The 17,524-nt window shown below is 36.4% G+C and carries 12 protein-coding genes; 7 read left to right on the top strand and 5 right to left on the bottom strand.

Going from position 1 to position 17,524, the window contains the following annotated elements; translation table 11 throughout:
* Positions 1-94 precede the first annotated feature (94 nt).
* Entirely contained in the window at positions 95-859 is a 765-nt protein-coding gene (locus QNH20_RS06315; protein ID WP_283922062.1) for a MerR family transcriptional regulator, read from the bottom strand.
* A gap of 291 nt (positions 860-1,150) precedes the next feature.
* Between QNH20_RS06315 and QNH20_RS06310 the strand changes: the two genes are divergently transcribed.
* The 3 genes from QNH20_RS06310 to QNH20_RS06300 all read left to right on the top strand — a co-directional run bounded on the left by QNH20_RS06310 (position 1,151) and on the right by QNH20_RS06300 (position 4,649).
* A complete protein-coding gene (locus QNH20_RS06310) occupies positions 1,151-1,516 on the top strand; it encodes a DoxX family protein (protein ID WP_283922061.1) in 366 nt (121 codons plus the stop codon).
* A gap of 221 nt (positions 1,517-1,737) precedes the next feature.
* Positions 1,738-2,844 (top strand): GIY-YIG nuclease family protein, encoded by a 1,107-nt coding sequence (locus tag QNH20_RS06305; protein ID WP_283922060.1) that lies wholly within the window; start codon positions 1,738-1,740, stop codon positions 2,842-2,844.
* Positions 2,845-3,155: 311 nt separating this feature from the next.
* Positions 3,156-4,649: a peptide MFS transporter gene (locus QNH20_RS06300; RefSeq protein WP_283922059.1), complete on the top strand. Its 1,494-nt coding sequence runs from the start codon at positions 3,156-3,158 to the stop codon at positions 4,647-4,649.
* A gap of 109 nt (positions 4,650-4,758) precedes the next feature.
* Here the strand turns inward: QNH20_RS06300 and QNH20_RS06295 are convergent, their stop codons facing one another.
* Entirely contained in the window at positions 4,759-6,054 is a 1,296-nt protein-coding gene (locus tag QNH20_RS06295; protein ID WP_283922058.1) for an MFS transporter, read from the bottom strand.
* A gap of 122 nt (positions 6,055-6,176) precedes the next feature.
* Between QNH20_RS06295 and QNH20_RS06290 the strand changes: the two genes are divergently transcribed.
* Positions 6,177-7,418 carry a helix-turn-helix domain-containing protein gene (locus QNH20_RS06290; protein ID WP_283922057.1) on the top strand — a complete coding sequence of 414 codons (1,242 nt, stop codon included), beginning with the start codon at positions 6,177-6,179 and terminating at the stop codon, positions 7,416-7,418.
* A 272-nt stretch (positions 7,419-7,690) separates the two neighbouring features.
* Here the strand turns inward: QNH20_RS06290 and cyoE are convergent, their stop codons facing one another.
* Positions 7,691-8,620: a heme o synthase gene (cyoE, locus tag QNH20_RS06285; protein WP_283922056.1), complete on the bottom strand. Its 930-nt coding sequence runs from the start codon at positions 8,618-8,620 to the stop codon at positions 7,691-7,693.
* Positions 8,621-8,844: 224 nt separating this feature from the next.
* On the bottom strand, positions 8,845-11,226 hold the full coding sequence (locus QNH20_RS06280; protein ID WP_283922055.1) for a polyprenyl synthetase family protein: 2,382 nt from the start codon (positions 11,224-11,226) through the stop codon (positions 8,845-8,847).
* 545 nt (positions 11,227-11,771) lie between these two features.
* Here QNH20_RS06280 and QNH20_RS06275 point away from each other — a divergent pair.
* From QNH20_RS06275 to QNH20_RS06265, 3 genes are all read left to right on the top strand, one after another.
* Positions 11,772-12,992: a transcriptional regulator gene (locus QNH20_RS06275; RefSeq protein WP_283922054.1), complete on the top strand. Its 1,221-nt coding sequence runs from the start codon at positions 11,772-11,774 to the stop codon at positions 12,990-12,992.
* A 237-nt stretch (positions 12,993-13,229) separates the two neighbouring features.
* The gene (locus tag QNH20_RS06270; protein ID WP_283923359.1) at positions 13,230-14,510 is read left to right on the top strand and encodes an ArsB/NhaD family transporter; all 1,281 of its coding nucleotides are present in this window, start codon (positions 13,230-13,232) and stop codon (positions 14,508-14,510) included.
* A 17-nt stretch (positions 14,511-14,527) separates the two neighbouring features.
* Positions 14,528-15,880 carry a TrkH family potassium uptake protein gene (locus QNH20_RS06265; RefSeq protein WP_481858046.1) on the top strand — a complete coding sequence of 451 codons (1,353 nt, stop codon included), beginning with the start codon at positions 14,528-14,530 and terminating at the stop codon, positions 15,878-15,880.
* Between the two features lie 421 nt (positions 15,881-16,301).
* On the opposite strand, the gene QNH20_RS06260 is transcribed toward QNH20_RS06265, so the two are convergent.
* The gene (locus QNH20_RS06260) at positions 16,302-17,285 is read right to left on the bottom strand and encodes a tRNA dihydrouridine synthase (RefSeq protein ID WP_283922052.1); all 984 of its coding nucleotides are present in this window, start codon (positions 17,283-17,285) and stop codon (positions 16,302-16,304) included.
* Between the last annotated feature and the right edge of the window lie 239 nt (positions 17,286-17,524).

The raw sequence follows: 17,524 nt of genomic DNA, 5'->3' as shown, positions 1-17,524 counted from the left end.
CGCGGTTTATCGCGAACGGTGTCAGGCACCATCCATTCTCGCTATTTTATTTCTTTTTCGTGCTTCAAAAACATGAGTATCTTCAGGATAAGAGTTATTTCTTTGAACCAGTGTAAATATTAATAGCATCTCTTAAAAATTCTGCTGTTCCTGGCTGCTCTTTGTCATAATACGCTGTAAACCTTTCATCGTCGACATACATTTGTGCTAACCCAGCATGTGCCTCCTTGCTGTATTCGTTCCAAAAGTAGCATAGCCACTGTTTGTGCAGATCTGCGGCTTTTTGTGCTAAATCACCTGCAGGGTCACCAGTTTTAAAAGCCTCAGCTAGGGTTACTGTAACTTGTTCCGCTAGAGCTGTTACCCCATCATGCTGCTCTTGGGTCATATTCATTACTTTTGCATTAGAGCGATTGACGGTATCGTTGCCATATTTTTTACGAATTTCTTTTCCATACTGTTTCTCGTTTTCTTCAATCATTTTTTTCTTAAATCCTTCAAACCTCTCTTTATTAGACATTTGTATTCTCCCTTCTGTTACTGAAATGGTTTTTTCTACATTGGCAATTAATAACTCTAATTGCTCCTTTTTTTCGAGGAGTTTTTCACGATGTTCTCTAAGTGCAGCTACACCATCAAAGGAAGGGGCTGTAACTATTGTCTTTATTCTATCTAAACTGACACCTAATTCCCGGTAAAATAGGATTTGCTGCAGGCGATTCACTTCCTCCTGACCATAGATCCTATAACCTGATGAATTGATTCTTGCCGGCTTAAGAATACCAATTTCATCATAATACCGAAGGGTTCTGGTGCTAACCCCTGCTAAATGAGCCAGCTTTTGCACTGTATACTCCATTTGATCACATCCTCATCATCACAATACACCTTCACGCAACGTCAATGTCAATCACTAAAATGCCCAACTTTCCAAAATACCTTTCATGGTGCGACACCATTACTCCTATTTACATAGTAGGTAGTTTATTTAGGGTGTCAGGCACCATTACTACTTTTTTCACTATTTCTATTTAGAAAAATAGGAGATAGTGCAACTGCTGCTACCTTTTTTTGGTTTCATTCTGTTCCGGACAAGTTCAAGTGATGTTTGTCCCCCATATGGCATACAGTTGTACAAAGGGGGATTGGCATGTACACTTCTTTGTCAACTATTAAACTTTTACGGTTTGTTGTTGCATATGTTTTTATAACCTCTGGGTTTATGAAACTGATTAGTACTGAGTTAGCCAATAGCTTTCTCAAATTAGGACTTCCCTATCCCCACATCATGTTATATATGGTAGTCTTTCTTGAGATTGTTTGTGGGATTTTAATATTGCTGAATAAGGCTGTAGAAAATGCTGTGATTCCTTTAATCACCATCATGATTGCTGCCCTTCTATTAACAAAATTACCTTCTATACACACAGGCTTTATTCAGTTTGCTTTCAACGCCAGATTAGACATCGTCATGTTAGTCTTGCTTATCATTTTATACAACCGAGCTCCCAGATAAAGAAAACTCGCCGATTGGCGAGCCCCTAAGGGCGAAGACAGAGGCGTAGTTGCACTTATACTTTCCTAATAGCTAACAAAGAGGATGTTTCAAACGGGTAAACCCTTATGAAACATCCTCTTTTGACATGCAATTCTCTTCTAAATTTAAATAATCCCCCCGAAATAACTGCCTATTTTACTAACTGTGATAAAATACAGTTAGTAATAGGGGGAATTAAAATGAGCCTAAAAGAAAAAGTAAAGAACCTTCCCGAAACCCCTGGTGTATATCTTATGGAAGATTCTCATGGAAGGATTATTTATGTAGGAAAGGCAAAAAATCTTAAGAATAGAGTTAGATCCTACTTTCAAAACTCAAAGGCACAACCTCAAAAGATAAAAAAACTCAAAGTAAATATAGCGGATTTTAAATACATCCTTACAGATACGGAATTTGAAGCGTTTATGCTTGAATGCCAAATGATAAGAGAATTAAAGCCAATTTTTAATAAAAAGATGAAAAATCCACATTCCTACAGCTATGTCATGATTCAAATGGATGGCAGCAATCAGAAATTTGAAATCACCACAAACCTAAAAAAAGATGGAAATTTTTATTTCGGTCCATTTACAAGTAAACATACTGTAGAAAAAGCAATCCAAGGAATAAAAGAATTTTTTAAAATAAGCTGCAGTAACTTAACTTATAGGGACACCCCTTGCCTTAATTATTCATTAGGCTTATGTATTGGATTATGCTTCCGAGCTCCTACAGTTGAAGAGTACAAAAACATATTGAAAAAAATCATCGACTTACTTAATGGCACTGACATGGTCATACTTGAAGAAATGAAAGAAAAAATGGTAGATGCATCCTTGAATTTTGACTTTGAAACAGCAGCAAAATACAGAGACAATCTAGATGCGATCCGGTCCCTCATTTATAAAGAAAAAGTGATTGAATTTACTGAAGCGAATAAAAATATTGCCATCTTAGAATCCCTCCATGACAATATTCTTAAACTCTTTCTTATAAAAGGGAACAAGGTTCTTTTTAGAGAAAAATATAATGTAGAGGACCTTATTCTAGAGAAACTTGTTAAGACGATCAAAACAAACGTATTAACCTCTTTCAAGGCTGACTCATACACCAACATTGAAGTTAGCAGGGATGATATAGATGAAGCGCAGATTATCTATAGCTATTTAAAAGGCAGCACCTGCAATTATATAGTTATCCCTGATAATTGGCTTGGGATTGACAATGACACTAAAATAGACGCTGCCCTTACCGTTACTTTGGGTGATATGGCAGACAGGTTCCTTCTCAAGACTAAACAAAAGTAAAAAGAATAATCCTATCACTCTATTTTTTATACTATTGCCCTCGGTGTTAAGTTTCACCGAGGTCTTTTTTATTTCTCTCTTAAAAGGACTTTAACCCTCATAATGGGTTAACTACAATTCTCTTAAAATAAATAATCTCTAAAATCAGAATTTAATCACTATTTTAAAAAAACTTTCTTCTTTGTTTCAACACTCATTATAATACTGAAATCTCTAGATTTTCAAACGTTAGTCACATAATTTCCAAAAAAAGTTTTTGACAATTCAAACATAGAAAAAGTATTATAGAATAACAAAAAGGAGGTTGTATAATGTCAAGCATAAATAGACAGAAAATTGTGGAGAGTGTACCTCAGAAAGGATTTTTTGGACATCCTAAAGGACTTTTCACACTTTTCTTCACAGAATTTTGGGAGAGGTTCTCGTATTATGGAATGAGAGCAATCCTTGTGTTCTATATGTATTACAGTGTTTCCAAAGGCGGCTTGGGTATCGATGAATCTCTAGCGCTTTCTATCATGTCCATTTATGGATCACTTGTTTATATGTCCGGAGTAATTGGCGGCTGGCTAGCCGATAGAATCTTCGGTACTTCTAAATCCGTGTTTTATGGTGGAATATTGATTATGCTTGGACATATTGTCCTAGCGATTCCAGGAAGCATCTCCATGTTCTTCATATCCATGGTATTGATTGTTCTTGGTACAGGATTACTGAAGCCAAACGTTTCTACTATTGTCGGTGATATGTACAGCGAACAAGATAATCGTCGTGATGCAGGTTTTACCATTTTCGTAATGGGTATTAACATGGGGGCATTCTTATCCCCTCTTATTGTCGGAACAGTTGGTATGAACTACAATTTCCACTTAGGCTTTGGTATTGCCGCTGTCGGTATGTTTTTAGGAATTTTACTTTTTGTATTTACAAAGAAAAAAAATCTAGGTCTTGCTGGTACTATTGTAGCAAATCCCCTTTCACCAGCTGAAAGAAAAAAAACCTTCACTTTTATCGGTTTAGGGGTAGTCGTTCTTGCCATCCTTTGCGCAATCTTAATTCCAAAAGGACTCTTAACTTTTAAAGGCTTTATTAATCTAGTTACAATTCTTGGTATTTTGATTCCAACTACGTATTTCGTTATCATGTACCGCAGCCCTAAAACAACTGATGTAGAACGTTCACGTATTCTTGCTTATATTCCGCTATTTATTGCAGCTGTTATGTTTTGGTCTATTCAAGAGCAAGGATCAACCATCCTAGCAAACTATGCGGATAAGCGTACACAGCTTGACTTTGCAGGAATTCACATTTCTCCAGCATGGTTCCAATCATTAAATCCATTATTTATTATTATATTTGCGCCTATATTTGCTTGGATGTGGGTAAAATTAGGGAAACGTCAACCATCGGTTCCTCAAAAATTTTCGTTCGGCCTGCTTTTCGCTGGGTTATCATTCCTTGTGATTCTAGTACCAGTATATCTTGGCGGTGCAGATTCATTGGTAAATCCTTTATGGCTTGTTCTAAGTTATTTAATTTGTGTATTTGGTGAATTATGTTTATCACCTGTAGGTTTATCAGCGACCACGAAATTAGCGCCTGCAGCCTTCCAAGCGCAGACGATGAGCTTATGGTTCTTAGCAAACGCTGCAGCACAAGCACTCAATGCACAAGTTGTTAAATTTTACACACCTGAAACCGAAATGACCTACTTTGGTGTCATCGGTGGTGTCTCCATCTTACTAGGTATTATCCTATTAATGTTAGCACCAAAAATTCAGGGCTTCATGAAAGGCATTCGTTAATCTAAAAAAGGAGTATGCTCTCTTCAATTAATTTTATGAAGAAAAGCATGCACCTTTTTTATTACCTACTAAAAAATTGCTCCAGAAAAGAAAACCAGGAAATATTCTTTTATGAAACCACTTCCCCCTGAAGTGGTTTTACTTTGTCCAGCTCCGGATGTGCCCTCCTTACAACAGATGGTCGTGCTAAAATAAGGGTCACACCAACAAAAAGAGATGCCGATACGAGAAGAATCCATTGTGCCGGAAAAACATCATAAAGAAATCCATATAGCACCATTCCTAATGGCATCAAAGCCATCGACATCGTTTCAAGTATAGAAAAAACACGCCCTTTATAATCATCATCAATTTGTTTTTGCATCATCACCATTATAGGTGTGTTAACGATAATCATTAATGCCCCAAGACTGAACATAGTCATCAGATAATAAACAAAAATAGCGTTATCGGATAACCTCATCAGTAATGGTCCCGCTACTGCCCCCATGACGATTCCCATACCAATGATTGCCCTTTTTGATACGAGAAGTGGATACTTGACTTCCTTTCTCATAGAGAAATAAATCGACAGCAGCAGCATTCCAATGGCAAAAGCCCCTTGGGTAAAACCAAAACGCTGTGAGGCCATTTTCATTTTTTCGATTAATATAAATGAATAACCAACCTCAAATGCGCCAAACAGAAAATTAATTAACAGAGAAATCCAGATAATTATCATAAGTAACGGCTGTAGTTTTAAATAAGTAATCCCAGCCTTCATACTTTGCCACATCGATTCTTTTGGCTCTCCTTCTACTTCCTCTTTGCGATGGGCAAACAGGTTAAAATTCATTGTCGATTCCAAGAAAACGGCCAAACTTGATGCAGCGATATACATGATTAAAAAAACAGGCATGGAAACAGCACCATATAAAAGCCCTCCTACTGCAGGACTGGCTATGGAGGCAAATGAAATCGACATTTGATTCAATGACATCGCTTTTTGAATTCTTTCTTTATCGACAAGTCCAGTAATAGATGAGGTAAACGTAACTCCGGAAAACATGGAAGTAAGGGATAAAATGCAAGAAGTGGTATATATCGCGATGAGAGATAATCCTGATGTTAAGGTCACCACTAACAGCCCAGCAATAGCCATGGTTGTTGCGATTTGTGCGGTAATCGTAATCATCTTACGTGAATATTTATCCACAATGTATCCTGCAAATGGAGCTGCAAGGGTGCGCGGCAAAATATTACAGATCAGATTTGCGGCAAAACTTGTGGCCGATCCTGTTAGTTGTAAAATATAAAAACTGAGAGCGAAAGAATATACTTGGGCTCCAAAAGAGGAAATAAGCTTACTAATTGTGAACGTCCACAGATGATATGTTGCTTTTTTAAGCCTTTTACTATCTTCCATAAGAACACCACCTTAAAAGTTTAATCTTATTAAACAAATCATATCACACCAACCTCTTCCATCACAAGCAAAAGTTTAATATAATTAAATATAGTTAATAAACCTAAAGGTGGCTTTCTAATATGCTTGGTGAACGAATTCGCGAAATAAGGAAAAAGAAAAAGATGACGTTAGAGGTTCTCGCGGGTGAAGAGCTGACAAAAGGGATGTTAAGCCTGATTGAAAATAATAAGGCCAAGCCTTCCATGGAAAGCTTAGCATACATCGCAGAACGTCTAGAAGTGGAGATAGGCGATCTCCTAGAAGAGGTAAGTACAAAAGAATTGAGAGAGGTTCTTGAAAAGGCCGAGAAGCTTTATAATTTAGATTCTGAAACTGATAAATATGAACAGCTCATTACCCTCATCCAACCCTATAATGATAAGCTTACTCAAGGATATGAGTCGGCTCGATTATTAGAAATCTATAGCCGCAGTCTTTATCATAAAAAAATGGATGGATGGCAGGACTTTTCCGACCGTGCTGCAAAAATGTATGATGAGATGAATCTTACAGCAAAACGAGCAGGCATCGGCATCTTTAGAGCAATGGAGAAATTTGTCGATCATGATTATACAGACTCATTAACCATCTTGTTACGAGAACGTGCTGAAATCGAGTCAAACCATGTTTATATCGACCCAATGACACGGGTCGACCTAGACTATAATGAGGCCATCTTACATTTTGCTGTCGGCGATTCTGAATCAGCCACAATGGTTATGGAAAGTGCCATTCATTTTTCTAAAGAGCATCGTATTTTTTATCGTATTGATGATTTATATAGACTTGCTGTGGTCCATGCACTGATGACACATGATGAGGAAAAGAAAACCCACTTTTCCACCAAGTTAAAGCAATACGGGGAATTTGCAGACGACGTACATTCCACCCTATTTCATGAACTTTTCAATATCATGTCACTAATAAATGAAAAGCATGAGTATTTAAAGGCTCTAGAAATAATTGACCAGTATTTAACAGATCCGAAAATGACGGAGTTCTATGAAATTTGGTTTCTCCTAGAAAAAGGAAAGGCTTTTTTTGGTCTCGGACGCTTTAATGAAGCACTTTCTTTTCTCGAAAAAGTAAACATACCTTCATGGGCACGTCATCCGTTTGATTTGTCACTATTGTATGTAAAGGATACGTATAAAGCACTATGTCACCTTGAGCTGGGAAGTGGGATTGATGCAATAAAATTTGCGAAAATGGCTGTTGAGAATTATTCCACATTAACAAATACCCCCTTCCAGGATTTTGCTAATGAAACATACAATAAAATTATGGTGAAATTAAAAGACCACACGCCAAATATCGATTAACAGCCTTAAGAGCCCAATTAGCAAAAATCGGGCTCTTACAATTGTCTACGATTAATTTCCATTCAGTTCATCAATCAGTTGTTTCGTCTTTTCGCATTTCCTTCGTCAAAGTTTTCGAGGTGTTCTTTTAGTTCAAAGTAAAGGGACAACTGCAAAAATGACAAATTTGTGATCAAGGTAAAATTTATCAAAAAAAAGCTGCTTCCTTGTACGGCAATTTGCTTGCATACTTTGGAGACAGCATTGTGTTATTTTTTTGAAGATTAATGGTTTTACCTAAATGCCGGCATAGTAACAATAATCATCATAAGAAACAAGATTGTTATATAATTTACAGAATAAAGAAAATTCACATGAGCCCATTTAAGATCATTCTTAGTGAAAAATCCGTATATACTTACAGCCAACCAACCAATATTAAGCAGCGTTGCAAGAACAACAAATGTAGTCCCTAGCGGTGCTAGATAAAATGGTAATGGAAGCAAACAGGCAATATAAACCACCATTTGCCGCTTCGTCATCTCTAATCCATACACGACCGGAAGCATGGCAACCCTTGCTGCTTTGTATTCATCGTATTTCTTGATGGCAATCGCAAAAGTGTGGGGCATTTGAAAAATAAACAAAATGAGCGCTAGAATAATCGGGATGATATGAAAACCGGATTCTATTGCCGTCCAGCCTATTAAAGGGGTTACGGCCCCAGAAACACTCCCGATAACAGTATTTAGAGTATATCTTCGTTTTGACCACATCGTATATAAAAAACAATAGGTAACCCAACCAACCAACGCATAAATGGCTGCTTCAATTGTTGTGAAAAGTAATAGGATGAAGCCTAGTATAGACAAAGTAATTCCTATCGTTAAAACCAGCTTGAGTGAAAAATGCCCCGTCACCGTTGGACGATGCTTCGTTCTGTCCATAACGGTGTCAATATCAACATCGTACCAGTTATTGATCACAAGAGCCCCCGCCATAACCAGCGTACTGCCAATAATTGTTAGCCAAAACAAATCCCAATAATCATTAATAGAAGCACCCGTAAAATAAAGAGCTAACCAAAATCCTGTAAACACAGGCAAAACGTTTGCGATTAAAACAGGCCCTTTAAATAGTGCCCTTATATCAGCAAACAAAGTAGAATTTGATAAAGCAGCTCCCCCACCATTTTGTGGGACAGCAATGCTATCCTTACTCATACATAATCCTCCCCTAAAATGGTTGAAAAAATTCTTTGCTCGTATATCATTTTTCCTCTCTTACATATTAACATATTTCGTGGCCAGTTATATGCTGGAAGCATAATGTAATTTGGGAAAGCTTTTTGCATAATGGAGAAGTTAACAGAGGATATTAATCATCGAATTTCGGAACTGTATTAGGAGGCAATCTTTCTTTTAGAAACGATTACCTCCTACAAATTTTAATGGTCGCGGTTTACAATATAATTCAATAAATGCTTCAGAAATGTAGTATTGCGCGGTACGTCTTGCAACGTTTCCATGGCAAGACAGTAATGTTCCCACATTTCTTTTCTTGCACCTTCCTTACCCAGGATTGACACAAAAGTTGAATTGTTATTTTCGGCATCTTTGCCAATGGGTTTTCCGAGTAAGATCTGATCTCCTTCAACATCAAGAAGGTCATCCTTAATCTGAAACGCAATACCGGCATGATGGGCGAATTTTTTTAAAGCTTTCATTTCGAATTCCTTTGCATGAGCGAGAATTGCAGGCATTATGAGGGAAGCTTCGAATGCTACTCCAGTTTTATAAAAGCACATCCTATTCAATTGTTCCAGTGTCAATTGTTTTCCTTTGGAATCCAAATCCATCGCCTGTCCCTTGCACATTATCTCTGTCAGCTGAGCCGAATATTGAATCAATTTAAGCACAGTTTTCGAATCGAACTGGTCAAGAGATGCTTGCTGCTCAATAGCCTTCTGGCTTAGAAAGAGACCGGTTAATTCTGCTATAGCAATGTTATATACATGATGCAGGGTTGGACGCCCCCTGCGGGTGGACGCATTATCCTGGGATGGCAGATCATCGAAGATTAAGGATGCAGTATGCATATATTCCAATGATCTCAGAAGCGGAACGACTGCCGAACTGTTTAATCCATATCCGTTAACGCCCATGACCCAAGTCATTATCGGCCTCAATCGCTTCCCATTACCTTTCAGACTGTAATTTGCTGCATCAATTATCGGGTCTTCCATAGAAACATCCTCTAATTTAGGGATTTTCAAAATGTTGTTGATCTGATTGCGTACGATTTCGATCGTATCTAAAAAGTCTTCCTGCTCCTTCTTTTCATTTTTTAGATTAGTAATTATTTGGTCCCGAAGCAGTTTATCAAAGAAATCCACATCATCCGCTTTCCGAACCATAATTTGGATAATACGATTGAATTTCGGATTTCCAGAAGAAAATAGCTCCATAACTTCGTTGTATTTTTTGGTTCCCATTCGAGCTTTAAAACGTTTTAGACCGTTTATAGCACGATCCAGAATCACCTCACAGGTCTTGCTATCTGAGTGATACACGTTATGAATCAAATTGGAAATGACCGACCAATATAATTCAAAAGGGTTTATTAGATCCGGACGCCTATCATGATATTTCAGATAATAGGTATAGGGTGTTACTGCACCTTCCTCCATATCATCAAACATATCCGCAAAATCATCAGCAAGCTGGTTGTATATACCATAAAAGAATGTTAGGCTGTCAAAGTCCTCATCCTTAGGAGCACTAATTACAGAACGGACAATCAATCGGGAAGAAGAGGATTTTAAAATGATTGGGATATAAAGCTCTTCATTGGTGTAATTAGCATTGGATAGATCCTTTACACGGTCAACTTCTTGGGAATTAAAAAACACATAGGCCTGCTCGAAAAAGTTTTTCCTTGTCTCTTGTCTCTGCTGTGTTTTAATATACTCAAAGGCATCTCGGAGCTCCGAATGAATATATCGGATTAAATCTTTTGTTTTTCCACTCCACTCCCCCAGTTTTGGCACAGATCCTGTAATAAGGGTGGTACGTATCAAATCGGAATATTGTTTCTTCTCCTTATCGGATAAAACATTGGCATCCAGAAGATCATCAATAAAGGGATAGGTTAGGCCGTAAGCATAGCCTAATCTAATAGCTTTATTTAGTTTCTGAGTACGTTCTGCAGGCGATAGCTTATCGTCCATCTCCTCAACAGTGTGCATCAATACACCTGCAATAATTTTGATAAGCTTTCGCTGGGCTTGCTCAGCATCCATCCCCTTTGGAATATTGGCGGCCACATTCTTTAGTTTGTTTACCACCCAAATCATGGTGGATTCAACGCCTTCCTTTTGGGCTATCCGGTACATTCTGGTCATGCTAAACATCTCATTTTTGTCTTCTCGATCTGTTGCGGTAGAATTAGTCAGATAATTTTTTAAACTGTCAACTGCACGCCGAACCCTAGTCTGTGTGTCAGGTGAGTTCAGTGCTTTACCCAAATCCCGCATAAAAATATAAGAAATGCTTCTATCCAGGTAATTATCTAGTTTGCCCGTATAATCCAGCCATTGAATATAATTGTGATAGCCCTGATGATCAGGTTTTCCCTTTCTTCGAAGAAAAAAGGATAATAATGGATGATGATGAATATGATTGTGTTTCCACGATTGTATATCTTTTGTCAGTGTTGAGACATAGGTCTTTTGTGAGACCTGCTCATAAAGTGATTTAAAATACTGAGCAGCCTTCTCCTCAGCCAGTTGATAGCAGGCATCCGCATTTTTTATTAACTCCTTATTCATATATACATACCTCTACTTAATGTTCTCTTATATATGTTTTGCAATATAATTCAAACTAAGATGAATTATCCAAGCATAAAACCAATTATTTCTCTTTAAATCTATCAAAATATATTTAAATATAGTACTAAAAAAACAACTTTATTACCAGAAACCTTTATTCTGTGGAGATACTTTAAAATTTTCACTCATATAGTTCAACAAAGCCATAAACCTTAAAACAAAATTTTATCCTAATGAAGCAACAAAAAGACTTCACTACTTACTTTTTCCTTACCTAAAAATGATAAATTGTATACTTGATAAAGAAATTGTTCTTGAATATAATTCTATCAAGACTAATCCGGTATGTAGATTATTTTGAAAAATAAAGATTAATAGAGTATCCTTTATGAAATTATTTCAGATTAGGTAAATGATATCTCTGTACGGACAAAAAGAATATTTTGGTTTATCGAAAGACAGTATTGAGTCTATTGAAAAAATCGAAGAACCAATTAAAATCCAGCTGCCTTAATTGGCTAACTGATGAAGGGGATTTTGTTATGTATGAAGGTAAAATCATAAAGTTTTATCGAGAAAAATACAAACTAACTCAAGAACAGTTAGGGAAAGATATATGCTCCGTAACACATATTAGTAAAATCGAATGTGCTCAAACAACGTACGCAACAGATATCATTACTTTATTATCCAAACGCCTTGGAATAAATATGGAGTTGGAAGTAAAAAAACTAATAAATATAAAACAGCAGTTATTCAATTGGCATGAAGCAATAATTATGCAATTATTTGACGAAATGGATCAAATAAATAATGAACTCGAGCGCGAAGAATTAATTCAAATTTCAGAACATAACAATATGTATCAGTTACTACGAGCTAGGTATTTATTATTACATAATAATTCCCATGAAGCATTTAAGATTATAAAAAAAATCCAAAAAACGGAAAATAAATTAACACCTTATGATAGCAATCTATTAAAACATGGTTTGGGTATCTATTATATATCAACACAAGATTACATCTCAGCTATTCAAACATTAAAAGGAATCCAAAATGAAATTTATAATAATCCAGAATATTACTATTACTTAGCAATTGCTTATCATACATTACAATCACCTGTATTAGCTTATTATTACGCTGAAAAATCCCATCAATTTTTTGAATATATGAATAATTATCCTAGAGTAATTGATGCAGAAATGCTAATGATTATTCAAGTTAAAGATAATGATGACTACGAAGAAATAATAAACCGGTTTAAAAAATTAATTAAAAGTTGTGACATATGCAATGACCCTAATCGAAAAGCAAAAGTATTACATAACTTAGCTTATGAATACTTGCGAAGAAAAAAATATGAACAAGCCAGTTTCTATTATAAAGAATCCATGTCTCTTAAAGAAAATGAGTCTCCTTCCTACTTACTATCTTTAGAAGGTTATATACGAAGTTTATTTGAAGGTGTTCTTATTCCGAATGAGGAATTAATACAACATGCTGAAAAAGGATTAACTATTGCAATTAATAATAATCAATTATTATATATTCATTTATTTAAACTTCTTCTTTACTTATTAAAATCTAAAGAAAAAGAATATCATCAATATTTATCTAATAAAGCATTACCTATGTTTGTTAAATGTGGTTATACTTTTTTGATTCAACGTTCTAAAAAGGAATTGTTTAATTTTTATTATAAAATGAAGTTAACGGATGACGCATTGGAAATGGCTCAATTACTAATTAACTCATAAATAATTAGGTCATAGAAAAACCCGAATAAGGACACTGTTTTTAGTGTCATTTATTCGGGTTTTCAATCCAAACAATGGTTTTTTGTATTGATGTGAAAACGATTACCTTCTTAATTGAATCCATGCCCAGTAACATAGCCATTATTATTTTTATAAAGCTTACTAAGGGTTACCGTAGTTTTTTTCCTGTTTTTGCACAAACTATTTATCAATAATTACCTTGAAGGAGCGTCGATGATGGGATCCCAAGCTATTATTGCCTTAACTATTTTTTTGATCACTTACGCAGTCATCATTTCTGAAAAAATCCATCGCACTATTGTTGCAATGATCGGTGGTTTATTAATGGTTGCTTTTGGCGTTCTTGAGCAGAATGAAGCCGTTCACCATATCGATTTTAATACAATTGGATTATTGATCGGGATGATGATCATTGTTAGTATCACAGCGCAGACAGGAGTCTTTGAATTTATCGCCGTCTGGTCAGCACAAAAAGTGAAAGGGGAGCCAATAAAAATTCTTGTCGTATTAAGCCTGTTTACAGCATTCGCTTCCGCTTTCCTTGATAATGTAACAACCGTTCTCCTTGTCGTACCGGTAACATTAAGCATTACAAATCAATTGAAGGTTCCTCCGATACCCTATTTGCTTTCAGAGGTTTTAGCTTCTAATATTGGCGGGACAGCCACAATGATTGGTGATCCCCCTAATATCATGATTGGCAGCGCAGTAAAAGAATTAACCTTTATGGCATTTATCAATAATTTAACCCCTGTAATTTTGATTATTTTGATTGTTACAGTCTTCCTGCTCACACTGATTTACAAAAAACAGTTAAAGACATCGCAAGAATTAAAAAATCATCTTTTAAGTAAAGATTCGAAACAGGAAATAAAGGATAAAGATTTATTAGTCAAATGTTTATTTGTCATCATCATGACAATTGGCGGTTTTTTTGCCCATCAATTCATACATTTCGAAACGGCCACCATTGCCTTGATTGGAGCATTTATCTTACTTTTGCTAACTGGAGAGAAAGTTTTGCATGTTGCTTTGGAAAAGATAGAATGGACAACCTTGTTCTTTTTTATTGGGTTATTTGTTATTGTAGGCGGCCTTGTGGAAACAGGTTTAATTGAAGCATTTGCCAAGAAAGCCATGTCATGGACCGGGGGAGAATTAAAACCTACCACTTTTCTTGTTTTATGGATGAGTGCGATTATTTCTGCATTTGTTGATAATATTCCTTTTGTTGCGACGATGATTCCCCTAATAAATGAAATGGGACAATTAGGAATTTCCCATTTAGAGCCTCTTTGGTGGAGTCTTTCACTTGGAGCTTGTCTTGGTGGGAACGGTACATTAGTTGGTGCGAGTGCGAATTTAGTTGTAGCCGGTATAGCCGCTAGAGAAGGGCATCAAATTTCATTCATTAAGTTTTTAGCCGTAGGATTTCCACTAATGATCGTGTCGATTAGCATTTCTACTGTTTATATTTACATTAGGTATTTCATGTAATTGGAAAAATTCAAATTATGTCTGGAGGAAAAACGTTGGGCAAAAAATTTTACTTGGACCCACCTAAAATTCTTGTTTTAGGATTTAGTACCATCATCCTCATAGGAGCCTTATTGCTGACTATGCCAATTTCAACAGTGGATGGAAAGGGTCTTTCCTTTCTCAATGCCCTCTTTACATCGACTTCAGCTACTTGTGTAACAGGACTTGTGGTAGTGGATACTGGAACTGCCTTCACGTTGTTTGGACAATTGGTGATTTTGTTTATGATTCAAGTGGGCGGTCTTGGTTTTATGACGGTTGCTACCTTATTTGCCTTCCTTTTAGGAAAGAAAATTTCCTTGAAGGAAAGGATTTTACTTCAAGAATCATTAAATAATTTATCAATAGAAGGGATTGTAAGGTTAGCGAAGCGTATTTTGATTTTCACTGCTTTAATTGAATTGCTAGGAGCTGTTTTATTAGCCACTCGATTCTCATTCGATATGCCCCTCTATAAAGCGATTTATTATGGAATTTTCCATTCCATTTCAAATTTTAATAATGCGGGCTTCGATTTAATGGGGGAATTTCACAGCTTAACTAGTTATGTAGACGATCCAACAGTTACGTTAACGGTTTGTATACTAATAACCCTTGGCGGAATTGGATTTATTGTCATGAATGAACTATTTGAGTTTAGAAAAGTTAAACGATTATCTTTACACACAAAAATTGTCTTAATTACTAGCGCGATTTTGGTTGCAGCGGGAACAATTTTAATCTTTTTATTTGAGTTTTCTAATGAAAAAACATTAAAACCGTTATCTTTAACTGGGAAAATTCTTGCGTCTCTATTTCAATCCGTAACCCCTAGAACAGCAGGTGCGAATACACTAAATATTCCTGACTTGACCCAAACAACCCTATTATTGATTATCTTTCTAATGTTTGTTGGTGCATCACCTGGTTCGACGGGCGGCGGCATTAAAACAACTACCTTTTCAACCTTACTTGGAGCAGTATGGTCCCAGATACGAGGAAAAGAGGATGTTATCTTTTATCGAAAGCGGATTGGATATGAAACGATTTATAAGGCTCTAACAGTATCGGTCAGTGGATTATTCCTAGTTTTGATCATTACAATGCTATTAACCATTACCGAACCAGGGAAAGATTTTCTCATGATATTATTTGAGGCCACATCCGCGTTTGGTACCGTCGGACTATCTATGGGATTAACTCCTGAATTATCACCTATTGGCAGGGTACTGATTATTTTAACGATGTTTGCAGGAAGGGTTGGTCCATTGACTATTGCCTTTGCCGTAACCATCCGCAGAAATCCAGATGCTTTCCGTTATCCAAAGGGTAAAATTATGATTGGGTAGTTTTTACACAAGTAGGTTTCACTTATTTGGCTAATCACTACAGGAAAGAAAAATTCAAGTGACAAATGGTAACCACTCGAAGCATTTATGGAATTCAGGGAATTAACTCATGAAATCCTTCATCGTTTAATAGATCGTATTGAAATTAAAGGCAGTTGGAAGTCCGAGAAACTTTTATAGATTCTCGAACCCAACTGCATATTCTTTAATTTTTTCTAACAACCACAGCACTCAACATGTGCAGTGTATGTGGCAACACAAGGTTGCTGGTGGGTTTATTACATTCCTAAGACCTTTTTCTTTCAGAGAACAGACTTAATCAAAACAAATGTTGCCGGCTGCAAAGGAACTTGAAACTGAATAAAATAAGTACACATGAGTTGATGTGATTCATTTTTTCTCTAACCTTTTGAGAGTGCTATCATTTCACTGCCCCCGTCCCATCACATTCTTTTCCAAAGTTATCAAGCAATGCGCGCACTTCATCTGTTGATTTCGTGTTCATCAATTGATTTCTTAATTCACCAGCTCCACGAAATCCTTTGACATAAATTTTGAAAAAGCGATGAAGCCCTGTGATTGAACGTGGCAGTGCTTCCGCATATTGATCTTGAAGATCAAGCTGCAGTCTTAAAAGATCAAGGTATTCTTTACTGGTATGCTCTTTTGGCTCTTTTTCAAAAGCAAAAGGATTTTTAAAAATACCTCGCCCAATCATAACGCCATCAATACCATATTGTTCTGCAAGCTGCAGCCCAGTTTGACGGTCAGGAATGTCTCCATTGATTGTTAGCATCGTATTTGGTGCGATACGGTCACGTAATTTTTTGATTTCCGGAATTAACTCCCAATGCGCATCTACTTGGCTTATTTCCTTTCTTGTACGTAAATGAATAGAAAGGTTCGCAATATCCTGTTTTAAAATATGCGTTAGCCATTCCTCCCACTCTTTTACATCCTTATATCCAAGTCGCGTTTTCACGCTGACAGGCAGTCCGCCCGTTTTTGCTGCTTGAATAAGTTCTGCCGCTACGTCTGAACGCAGAATAAGGCCACTCCCCTTCCCTCTCGATGCCACATTCGGTACAGGGCAGCCCATATTAATATCGATGCCTTTAAATCCTAGCTCTGCCATGCCAATACTCATTTGACGGAAATATTCGGGATTATCCCCCCAAATATGTGCCACCATTGGCTGTTCATCTTCTGTAAAAATCAAACGGCCACGCACACTTTTCATGCCCTCTGGATGACAATAGCTATCCGAGTTTGTAAACTCTGTGAAAAATACATCCGGTCGGCCGGCTTTACTTACTACGTGACGAAAAACAACATCTGTCACATCTTCCATTGGTGCAAGTACAAAAAATGGTCGTGGTAAATCCCGCCAAAAATTATCTATCATTTCAAACTCAAATCCTCTCACTATGGATACAACTTCAAACTCTCGGTCAAAAAATATAAAGCCAAATGTTCCACTTCTTTTACACTTATATCATGCTTAATAACTTATTATCCAACACAAGTACATTTGGACATTTATAATTTGTGAAAAACTATTGTGAAAATCGGCAATGTTTATTTTAACGAAAATCGGTCCTGAATGGTATTTTTATAAACAAAAAAGCAGATGGTATAGAGTTT

The sequence above is a fragment of the Neobacillus sp. WH10 genome (assembly GCF_030123405.1).
In the GTDB taxonomy this organism is placed as follows: domain Bacteria; phylum Bacillota; class Bacilli; order Bacillales; family Cytobacillaceae; genus Neobacillus.
This window is presented reverse-complemented; position numbering and strand designations above follow the sequence as displayed.